The sequence below is a fragment of the Bowdeniella nasicola genome (assembly GCF_001907295.1).
Lineage (GTDB): Bacteria > Actinomycetota > Actinomycetes > Actinomycetales > Actinomycetaceae > Bowdeniella > Bowdeniella nasicola.
In genome coordinates, this window is record NZ_MQVR01000028.1 from 19,000 (window position 1) to 29,197 (window position 10,198).

The following is a 10,198-nucleotide window of genomic DNA, read 5'->3' on the forward strand; positions in this document are numbered from 1 at the left end:
AACTTCGCAGGTTGTCCGGTTATCCACAGCAAGGTGAGGCGCCCGCGAGATTCTCGGTAGGCTAGTGACGTGAGCGAATACCCGGAAGGCCGTAGCGCGGATCCTGCCTATGATCTGCCCTCCCAACGGCGATTTCTTGACGAACCGCCGAAGTCGCTTGCCCGGACCGCATTCGAGCGTGACCGTGCCCGCATGCTGCACAGCGCGGGCCTGCGTCGCCTCGGCGCGAAAACCCAGGTCCTCGGTCCCAGCCAAGATGATTTCGTGCGCACCCGCCTCACACACTCCCTCGAGGTCGCCCAGATCGGGCGCGAACTTGGCAAGATTCTGGGCTGCAATCCCGACGTCGTCGAGACGGCGTGCCTCGCGCACGATATCGGCCACCCGCCGTTCGGCCACAACGGCGAGCGTGCCCTAAACGAGGTCGCCCGCTCGATCGGCGGCTTTGAGGGAAATGCGCAGACGCTGCGCCTGCTGACCCGGCTCGAGGCCAAAGCTCTGTCGAATGATCGCAGTGTCGGACTGAACCTGACGCGCGCGTCGCTGGATGCCACGTGCAAATATCCGTGGGCGGCCGGGGCCGCGCCGGTTCGGCCCGACGGCAGCCAGTCGACCAAATACGGCGTCTACCAGGAAGACGCCGAAGTCTTCGGGTGGCTGCGCACCGGTGCGCCCTATGGCCAGCGATGCATCGAAGCGCAGGTCATGGATCTATCCGATGATGTGGCCTACAGCGTGCACGACGTTGAAGACGCCATCGCCTCCGGACGGCTCGACCCACGGTTACTCGTTGACGATCGCCTCATCGCCCGCGTCATCGAGGACACGCTCGCGTGGTACGGCTCCGCAGTGACGGCCGATGATCTCGCGCAGGCGCTTCAGCGCCTCGCCGCCGAACCCTACTGGGTCAGCGAGTTCACCGGCTCGCGCAGCGACCTCGCGCAACTGAAGAACATGACGAGCCAGCTCATTGGACGCTGGTGCGCGAACGTTGAGGAAGCGACGCGCGCCGCACACGGCGAGGGCCGGCTCGTGCGCTATAACGCGAGCCTCGTCATCCCCGATGAGACGCTCGCGGAGATCACGATGATGAAGGGGATCTCGGTCCATTTCGTCATGGCCCCGCGGGAAGCCGAACCGCTGTATCTCACGCAACGCACGACGCTGTTCGACCTCGCCGATGCGCTGATGAACTCTAACGGCGCCGACCTCGAACCGGCGTTCGCCGCAGACTGGCATGCCGCGAGTGGCGAAAGCGAACGCCTGCGCGTCGTCGTCGACCAGTTAGCCTCCCTCACGGATACCTCCGCACGCCAATGGCATGCCCGACTCTGCGGGATGTTTTCGGAGCTGTAATGGCAGGACTGATCAAGCGCGAGGATATCGACCAGGTACGCGAACGTACGCGGATCGACGAGGTCGTCTCCCAGCACGTGACGCTGCGGGCCGCCGGGGTGGGCTCCATGAAGGGGCTGTGTCCGTTCCACGACGAAAAGACGCCCTCCTTCCACGTCCGGCCGACCGTGGGCCGGTGGCACTGCTTCGGCTGCGGCGAGGGCGGCGACGTCATCAACTTCGTCCAGCGCATCAACGGGATCACCTTCGTCGAAGCCGTCGAGCATCTCGCCGACCGCCTCGGCATGCAGCTGCGCTACGAGGAGGGCAGCCAGCCCTCCAAGGATGCGGCCACGCCCGGCCTGCGCCGCCGCCTGCTCGCCGCGCACGAGGTAGCCGAGCAGTACTACCGCGAGCAGCTCAATTCGCCCGAAGCCGCCGCGGCCCGCGAATTCCTCACCCAGCGCGGCTTCACCCAGTCGATCGCCGAACATTTCGGCATCGGCTATGCGCCCCAGGGCTGGGACGGCGTGCTCAAGCACCTACGCGGGCGCGGCTTTACCGAAAAAGAACTCAAGGCCTCCGGACTCGTCTCCGAGGGCAACCGCGGCGTCTACGACCGCTTTCGCGGCCGCGTCATGTGGCCTATCCGCGACGTCATCGGCGCCACCATCGGGTTCGGCGCGCGGCACCTGTACGAGGCCGACAAGGGACCGAAGTATCTCAACACCCCCGAGACCCTGATCTACAAAAAATCCCAGGTCCTGTACGGCCTCGACCTCGCCAAACGCGAGATCGCCCAACAGCGCCAGATCGTCATCGTCGAGGGCTATACCGACGTCATGGCCTGCCACGTCGCGGGCGTGAAGACCGCCGTCGCCACGTGCGGTACCGCCTTCGGGGCCGACCACGTGCGCGTCGTACGCCGACTGCTCGGCGACTCGCGGGATTCGTCCTCGGGGATCTTCCTGTCGGGCAAGACGCGCGGCGGGGAAGTGATCTTTACCTTCGACGGCGATGCCGCCGGACGCAAGGCCGCGCTCAAGGCCTTCAACGAAGACCAATCCTTCGGCGCCCAAACGTTCGTGGCCGTCGAACCCCGCGGGCTCGACCCGTGTGACCTGTGGCGCGCCGACGGCGACGAAGCGGTCCACAACCTCATCGCCGCGCGGCAACCGCTATTCGAATTCGTCATCCACTCTGCGCTGAGCGAGCTCGACCTCGAAACCGCCGAAGGCCGGGTCGCGGGCCTCAAGAGCTGCGCCCCTGTCGTTGCGACCATCCGCGATAAGGCACTGCGCGGCGAATACACCCGGGCGCTCGCGGGTTGGCTCGGCATGGACATGGCAACCGTGGCAAACGAGGTCCGCACCGCTCCGCGCCTGACGCACCCCGAGCGGGTGAACCTCACCCCCGATGAGCCGCGTCGGGAGCGCCTCGCCGCGCCTGACCCCACGGATCCGGTCGTGCGGCTCGAGGCACAGGCCCTCCAGCTCGCGTTGCAGGAGCCGGCAACCGCCTACCAGTACGGCTTCGACTCGCTGCAGTCCGCGGCCTTCGTCGTGCCCGTCTATCGCGCGCTGTTTGAGGCGATCCAGGCGGCCGGTGGCACCGGTGGGGCGGGATCCCCCGAAGCCGGTAACGCGGCGAATTGGCTTGAGGACATCGTCGAGCAGATCCCCGATCAGCTTGCCTCCGCCGTCGGAGCGCTCTCGGTATCGCCGATTCCGCGGGGCGACGAGAGCCTGTCCGCCTACACGATCGACGTGTTAAATGCCCTGCTGCGGATGGACCTCACCCGCAAGATCACACACCTACGGGGGCAGCTGTCGCGCACCGAACCGAGCGATGCGAACTACCACGAGATCTTCAGCCAGCTCGTCGCACTCGAAAACGAACGTCGGCGCCGTCAGGGTTGATCCGTAACAGGCCGGAAGCTTTCGAGGTCGGTATCCGACTGCAGGTTGACGGCGAAATGGCCCCCAACACGAGGGAATCGCTGACACCCGCGGCTAACGTGAGAGAGTGAGTCCAGAAAAGTTGAAAGAGCGGGTCCCAACCTTCCTCGGATGGATCATCGCAGGCTATGCTGTTTTCTATCTCGCGACGATGACGATCGCACACTCGATCGGGGAGAGTTCGGAGCTGTGGTTCTTCGTTGACCTCTACATTGTTCCGGCACCCGAGGCCTCGATGTCGTATGCGGTGGTCCTTTTCCTCCTCGCCGGAGCGATGTTTACCCGCAAACGCATCGTCCTGTTTTTCTTAATCCCCGCGTTCGTGCTGCTGGCGTTTTCCAATATCGCCGCGATCGCCACGAGAGAAGTGGTCTCGCTGCCGTGGGTGATCCCGGGCATCATCTTCCAGGTCGGTTTCCTCGTCCTTATGATCTGGGCGCGCCGTGAATTCGTCGTGCGCGTGTGGCGTGCGAATTTCTTGCGGGCGCTCCTTGTACTCGTCATCGGCCTCGTGATCGCGATCGGTCTCGGCTTCCTCGTCGTGAAGACCTTCCCGAGCGGTGTGCCGGCCAGCGAGCGACTCTTCTTCACGATCCAGCACATTTTGACCTTCGGCGCGCTGGACTCCATTCGCGAACTTGGGGAGGGCTCGATCCACGTCCGCGCGATCCTCAGCGTGCTCGGCGCGCTGCCCATCATCGCCGCGGTCGTGATGCTTTTGCGTTCCCAGCGCATCAACAACGCGCTGGCGCGCGAGGACGAAGAACTGCTGCGCCGCCAGCTCGCACACTTCGGTAGCAACGATTCGCTCAGCTACTTCGCCACCCGGCGCGATAAGTCCGTCGTATTCTCTCCCGACGGCCGCGCCGCCATCACCTACCGCCTCGAGGTGGGCACCTCGCTCGCATCCTCCGACCCGGTCGGCGATCCGGCCTCCTGGGGTGAGGCGATCGAACAATGGCGCCTCGTGTGCCGCCGCTACGGGTGGCGCCCCGCCGTCCTCGGTGCGTCGAAGGAAGGCGCGGCCGCCTATGACCGGGCCGGATTGAAGGTCCTGCGTGTCGGTGACGAAGCCGTCGTCGACCTCACTAACCGCTCGGCGCTGCGCTCGGCGGAGGTCCGTCGCCACGTCGCCGCGAACAAAAAGCGTGGCATGACCGTGCGGCTGCGCCGCCACGCGATCATCGATGCCGAGGAGATGAAGGCGATCGTCGCCGACGCCGACGCCTGGCGCGTCGGCGGCCAAGAGCGCGGCTTTTCCATGGCGCTGTCCCGCCTGGGCGATCCCGCCGATGGCGACTGCCTCCTCGCCGAAGTCCTTGATCCGGACGGCAAGCGCGTCGCGATGCACTCCTACGTCCCGTGGGGCACGTCGGGAATCTCGCTCGACCTCATGCGCCGCAGCCCCGAAGCCCCGGCGGGCGTCAACGAATTCCTCGTCGCCTCGATCGTCGAGAATGCCGATGGCCTGGGCCTGACGCGCCTGTCGCTGAACTTCGCGGTCTTCCGCGAGGTCTTCGAGGCTGGCCAGGCGCTCGGTGCGGGCCCGATCTTACGGTTCACGCGCCGCATTTTGCTGTTCGCCTCCCGGTTCTGGCAGCTCGAATCTCTCTACCGCGCGAACGAGAAGTACAACCCCGACTGGGTCCCGCGCTATGTCGCCTACGAGGAGAGCCGTAATCTCGGCAGCGCGCTGTTCGCGATGGGTCTCGCCGAGGGCTATGTCCCGCGGATCCCGACGATGCGCGATAACCGGAAGTTCACCGGCGCCTACCCGCAGGCCCACCTCGTCGCCGACCCGACGTTCGCCGAGCCCGTGGTTGAACGCAAGGTGCCCGAGCAGGTGCGCGTGCGCACCGACAAGGCGCGCGCGCTCATCGAATCGGGCGTCAACCCGTGGCCGGTCGGCTCCTCCAACCCCGATCCGACGACGGCCATTGCCACCGCTGCCGATGGCACCGAGCTGACGATCCAGGGCCGTGCCACCCGCATCCGCGACTTCGGTTCGATCGTCTTCCTCGTCGTGCGCGACTGGAACGGCCAGTGCCAGGTCATGGTCGAATCGGGCGCCGCCGAGGCACACGAATTCGCGCGCCGCCAGATCGACCTCGGCGACCAGATCGAGGTAGCGGGCACGCGCTGCGTCTCGCGCAGCGGCGAGCCGTCGCTGTCGGCTACGCAGATCCGCATGACGTCCAAATCGCTGCGACCGATGCCCGATAAGCATCATGGCCTCACCGATCCCGAGGCGCAGGTACGGCTGCGGCATATCGACCTCGCGATCAACGACGCGACGCGCGAAACGCTGAAGGCCCGCTCGACGATCCTCGCGTCGCTGCGCAAGACGCTCATGGACGAGGGCTACCTCGAGGTCGAAACGCCGATCCTGCAGCCGATTCACGGCGGCGCGAACGCGCGGCCGTTCACGACGCATATCAACGCCTATGACCTCGACCTGTACCTGCGGATCGCGCCGGAGCTGTACTTGAAGCGCCTGTGCGTCGGGGGAGTGGACCGCGTCTTCGAGCTCGGTCGCACCTTCCGCAATGAGGGGGTCGACTTCTCGCACAACCCCGAGTTTACGATCCTCGAGGCCTACCGCGCGCATGCCGACTACATCGACATGCTCCACACGATTCGCCGCATGATCCAAAACGCGGCGATCGCGGTGCACGGCGAATGCGTCGTACCCGGACCGGACGGCACCATGGTCGATATCTCCGGCGAATGGCCGATCGTTCCCATCTACGACGGGATCTCCGCCGGCCTGGCCGGCACCGCCGTCGAGCATCTCGCCCCGATCACGACCGAGACGTCCGTCGACGACCTGCAGGTGATCTGCGACGCCCTCGACATCGCCTACCGTCCCGACTGGGACCACGGCGATATCGTGCTGGAACTGTACGAACACCTCGTAGAGGACCGTACGACGAGCCCGCAGTTCAACATCGACTTCCCGCTGTCGGTCTCCCCGCTCACGGGCATGCACCGGCAGAACCCGAAGCTCGCGGAACGCTGGGACCTCGTCGCCTGGGGCGTCGAGCTCGGCACCGCATACTCCGAGCTCACGAACCCCATCGATCAGCGCGATCGCCTCACCGAGCAGTCCGTGAAGGCCGCCGGCGGCGACCCGGAGGCGATGGAACTAGACGAGGACTTCCTGTCCGCGCTCGAATTCGGCATGCCGCCGACGGGCGGACTCGGCATGGGCGTGGACCGTGTCGTCATGCTCATCACCGGCAAGTCGCTGCGCGAGACGCTGCCGTTCCCGCTCGTGAAGCCGGCGGGTAGCTGATGGATCGATACGGCCGGATCGCGCTCGCCATCGCGGCGATCGCCTACAGTACCTGGCTGCTCGGTCCGTGGCTCGTGCCGCAGATGCCGCTCGTCTCCAGCTACGCCTCCGAGCTCGCCGCCGACGGCGTGCCGTATGCGGACGTGTTCCGCTGGGGTGACCGCATCACAGGCGTCGTGCTGCTGTTCGCCGCGACGCGCGCGAGCGGCTGGTTCCGCATCCCCATCGCCATCTGGGGCGGCGCGACGCTGCTGGACTCGTTCTCGCCGATGACATGCTCGCCCTCGATCGCGTCGGCGTGCGTATTGAAAAACGAGACGTTCCCGACGATCCAAGACACGCTGCACGTCGTGGCGTCATCGACGGCGACGGTCGCGAGCCTCGGCGCCGTGCTCGCCGTGTGGTACTTCGGGCCGCGCATGACGACGCCGTGGCGCCTCGTCGCCTGGGCCGTCGTCATCGCGACCGGCGTGCTCATCGTGTCCTCGATCCTCACCGAGCTCGGCGTCGCGCACCAGGGCCTCGGCTATTTCCAGCGCTCCCAACTCGCCACGCTTTCGCTATGGACGCTCTTCGCAGCGCTCTGGTGGCCACGCGACTTTCTTACGTCGCCGGTCTCGGACGCCCCGCCAGCGACGCCGAGCCGCTAGTTCGCGCCCTCGCGCCGGCGATCGGGGATATCCCGGTCGCCGCGTTCGGCACCGCCGACGGGATATTCGACGACCTCGCCGCCGCGAGCGATGTCGTCGCGGCAGGGCTGGAGCCGGGGAGCGTGCTCATTGGGCATTCGATGGGCGGCCTCATCGCCGAAGTCACCGCGCGCCGCTACCCGCAGCGCGTGGGTGGGCTCGTCCTCCTGGACTCTTCGATCGCGCGGCTGCGCTCCGACGGACTGTCCGACGCGGCACGCGTGCGTGCGGCGGAATGGCTCGAGCCGGCGGGCCGGATCGGCAAGGCGCTCGCCGGGAATCTCAACTACCGGCGCTACGCCCGCCTGACGTACGCCGCGCGCCAGCGCTTCCCACGGCTGGGCCGGACGCTCGTCATCACGGCCGACACGCAGCGCGGCACGCGGTGGGGGATGCAGCAAACGGCCATGGCGCGCTCGATCGGCGCGGAGCACGTGATCCTTTCCGGCACGTCGCATCTGCTCGCGACGAAATACCCCGAACAGGTCGCCGAGGTGATCGGAAAGTGGCTGGCCTAGCCGACGCGGTGCAGCCAGCGCACGGGGGCGCCAGCACCGGCATAGCGGAAGGGCTCGAGCTCGTCGTCCCAGGCCTGGCCGAGCGCCAGGTTGAGTGCGTGCCGCAGGGCTCGCGCATCGCTGTGTGCTTCCATCGCGGCGCGGATGCGGTCCTCGGGCACGAGCATGTTGCCGACCGAGTCGATATGGGAGTGGAAGATGCCGAGCTCGGGGGTGTGGGACCACCTGGAGCCATCAACACCGGAGGAGGCTTCCTCGGTCACTTCGTAGCGCAGGTGCTCCCAGCCGCGAATCGCCGAGGCGAGCTGGGCGCCGCTGCCGACGGGACCCACCCAGGAATATTCCCCGCGCAGCATGCCGGATAGGGCAGGCTGGTCGGTCCACTGGATGGAAACGGGCATGTTAAGAACCGCGCCTAGTGCCCACTCCACATGCGGAGCGAGGCCTTTAGGCGCGGAATGAATGAAAACCACGCCGCGCGTAGGTGCGCTTGCCATGTTGACCTCCGGTAACTTTCCTGGGCGTCTTCCCCAACGACCATTGCGTTACCAGCGAGGTCAATTCCAGTATGGCATATCGCGCGCTATTGCGGTAGAAGCTGCTACATTGCGCGAATTGCGCGCATCGCCTTTTTCCGGTTAGCCCGATCGAGGCGATCGATATAGAGCATCCCATCGAGGTGGTCGCATTCGTGCTGAATGCAGCGAGCCATGAGTTCTTCGCCTTCGACGACGACGGGGCGGCCATCGAGGTCGATGCCTTCGGCGCGCGCGTACCAGGCGCGTTCCGTCGGGAACCACAAGCCCGGCACCGACAGGCAGCCTTCGTCGCCGTCTTGGTATTCGTCACTCGAGATCTCGACGATGCGCGGGTTCAGGATATAGCCGATTTCGCCTTCGATATTCCACGAAAAGGCGCGCAGACTCACGCCGATTTGGTTAGCGGCGAGTCCGGCGCGGCCGTCATCGTCAACCGTTTCCAACAGGTCGTTCACGAGCGTTTTGACGCCATCGTCGATCTCGGTAATCGCGTCGCAGACGGTACGCAGGACGGGATCGCCGACGATCCGAATATCGCGGATAGCCATGCTAGTGAGAATCCTCCATCTGATTGGCTTTCAGCCAGGTGTGGGCGTCGGAAAGGGCCTGGTCGACCGAGGTTCCCTGCGCGATGGCCTGGAAGACGGCGAGCGCGGCAATGTCGTTGACCGGCGGGAAGTCGTCGAGCCGGGACAGTTCGATGGCGAGGCCTTCATCCGTCGGGGACATGACGGCTTGGAAACCCAAATCCGCGGCGACCTGGCAGAGCTTTCCGGCCTCGACGCCATCGGTGAGGCGGTCGATGCGCAAAGCGGCGCGAGACAGGATTCGCATGGCCGTCCTTTCGATCGGAGCGCAATATAAACATAGCCGCGACCAGGGGGCCGCGGCATGTTGGCTCCCGCGACTGGATTCGAACCAGTAACCGTCCGATTAACAGTCGGATGCTCTGCCGTTGAGCTACGCGGGAAGGTGCGGATACAGACTAACAGGGAATGGCCAGCGGACAAAAACGAAAAGTGCCCTGCGGAGCCCTTGGCGCCGTGATGTCCGCCACCCTCATCCGGGCAGTCCCACAGCCTGCCTGGCGGAGCGTTCGATCGCGTCGATTTCGCTGCGGTGTGCCGCGACAAAGTCGGCATCTCCGCTGACGACGGTCTGCGAAAACAGCTCGCCCGCCTCATCGCGCCGGATGAGGATCTGGACGAGATGGTCTCCTGCCAGCTCGCGGGTGACCGCGTGCACGATCGAGGACTCGATGCGTTCACGTACGCCGGTGGTGAAGGCGAACACCTGGTCGTTTTCGGTTTCGAAGATGAGGTCGGCCTTCGTCGAGGACACGGGGTGCAGCGTGAGCACGCGATGATCCCCATCCCAGTCGGCCGAACGGAACTGGAACCACGGCAGCGCCTCGACTTCGCCATCGCGTGCGATTAGCAGCGCTTCGGGGGCAATCGCAAGGGCGCGCCCGTCGCGCAGCATGATCGCGGTCCGGCGGGGGCCGTGCGGAAAGCTAGATCTCACGTCGTCAGGGTTACTCGGGCGAAAACTACGCATGGTCTAACCGTAGTGCCCTGCGGATGCGCAACCCGCGAAAACAGTCATTGCGCGGCGCTAACATCGTAACCGAGCTGGGTGACCAGAGGCATGGCCCAGGGGCTTCCCGCATGGCTGCAGGTGGTCGCCGACGCCGCACCGCTCGTCGCACGGTCGGTCCCGCCGATCGGCGAGAGAATCGAACCACGGGTAGATTTTCGCGAGTATTACGATGGCCTGACCCCCTTTTGTGGGTCCAGTCGTTGTGAGAGTTGTCCTGTTGCTCGAGGCTTCGGGCAGGGAGACTGGTCAGATCATGACAAACAGA

9 protein-coding genes and 1 tRNA gene are annotated in these 10,198 nt (G+C 65.7%); 5 read left to right on the forward strand and 5 right to left on the reverse strand.

What is annotated here, in order from left to right:
* Nucleotides 1–69 precede the first annotated feature (69 nt).
* The 5 genes from BSZ39_RS06080 (at nt 70) to BSZ39_RS06100 (ending at nt 7,795) form a co-directional block, all read left to right on the forward strand.
* Nucleotides 70–1,356: a deoxyguanosinetriphosphate triphosphohydrolase gene (locus BSZ39_RS06080; RefSeq protein WP_073716482.1), complete on the forward strand. Its 1,287-nt coding sequence runs from the start codon at nt 70–72 to the stop codon at nt 1,354–1,356.
* Nucleotides 1,356–3,254 carry a DNA primase gene (gene dnaG / locus BSZ39_RS06085; RefSeq protein ID WP_073716483.1) on the forward strand — a complete coding sequence of 633 codons (1,899 nt, stop codon included), beginning with the start codon at nt 1,356–1,358 and terminating at the stop codon, nt 3,252–3,254. The genes BSZ39_RS06080 and dnaG overlap by 1 nt, the downstream gene beginning before the upstream one ends.
* A gap of 106 nt (nt 3,255–3,360) precedes the next feature.
* Nucleotides 3,361–6,588, forward strand: coding sequence for a bifunctional lysylphosphatidylglycerol synthetase/lysine--tRNA ligase LysX (lysX, locus tag BSZ39_RS06090; RefSeq protein WP_222842879.1), 3,228 nt, complete (start codon nt 3,361–3,363; stop codon nt 6,586–6,588).
* Entirely contained in the window at nt 6,588–7,238 is a 651-nt protein-coding gene (locus BSZ39_RS06095; RefSeq protein WP_073716485.1) for a DUF998 domain-containing protein, read from the forward strand. Before lysX ends, BSZ39_RS06095 begins: the two co-directional genes overlap by 1 nt.
* Complete coding sequence (locus BSZ39_RS06100) at nt 7,175–7,795, forward strand: alpha/beta fold hydrolase (protein ID WP_073716486.1); 621 nt, start codon at nt 7,175–7,177, stop codon at nt 7,793–7,795. Before BSZ39_RS06095 ends, BSZ39_RS06100 begins: the two co-directional genes overlap by 64 nt.
* On the opposite strand, the gene BSZ39_RS06105 is transcribed toward BSZ39_RS06100, so the two are convergent.
* The 5 genes from BSZ39_RS06105 to BSZ39_RS06125 all read right to left on the reverse strand — a co-directional run bounded on the left by BSZ39_RS06105 (nt 7,792) and on the right by BSZ39_RS06125 (nt 9,858).
* Nucleotides 7,792–8,292 carry a DUF3145 domain-containing protein gene (locus tag BSZ39_RS06105; RefSeq protein WP_073716487.1) on the reverse strand — a complete coding sequence of 167 codons (501 nt, stop codon included), beginning with the start codon at nt 8,290–8,292 and terminating at the stop codon, nt 7,792–7,794. The two genes, BSZ39_RS06100 and BSZ39_RS06105, sit on opposite strands and share 4 nt — an antisense overlap.
* 104 nt (nt 8,293–8,396) lie before the next feature.
* Nucleotides 8,397–8,882: a peptide deformylase gene (gene def, locus BSZ39_RS06110; protein ID WP_073716488.1), complete on the reverse strand. Its 486-nt coding sequence runs from the start codon at nt 8,880–8,882 to the stop codon at nt 8,397–8,399.
* Nucleotide 8,883: 1 nt separating this feature from the next.
* Nucleotides 8,884–9,168: a hypothetical protein gene (locus BSZ39_RS06115; protein WP_073716489.1), complete on the reverse strand. Its 285-nt coding sequence runs from the start codon at nt 9,166–9,168 to the stop codon at nt 8,884–8,886.
* A gap of 61 nt (nt 9,169–9,229) precedes the next feature.
* A tRNA-Asn gene (locus tag BSZ39_RS06120) sits at nt 9,230–9,304 on the reverse strand.
* 89 nt (nt 9,305–9,393) lie between these two features.
* Nucleotides 9,394–9,858: a hypothetical protein gene (locus BSZ39_RS06125; protein WP_143180405.1), complete on the reverse strand. Its 465-nt coding sequence runs from the start codon at nt 9,856–9,858 to the stop codon at nt 9,394–9,396.
* Nucleotides 9,859–10,198 lie beyond the last annotated feature (340 nt).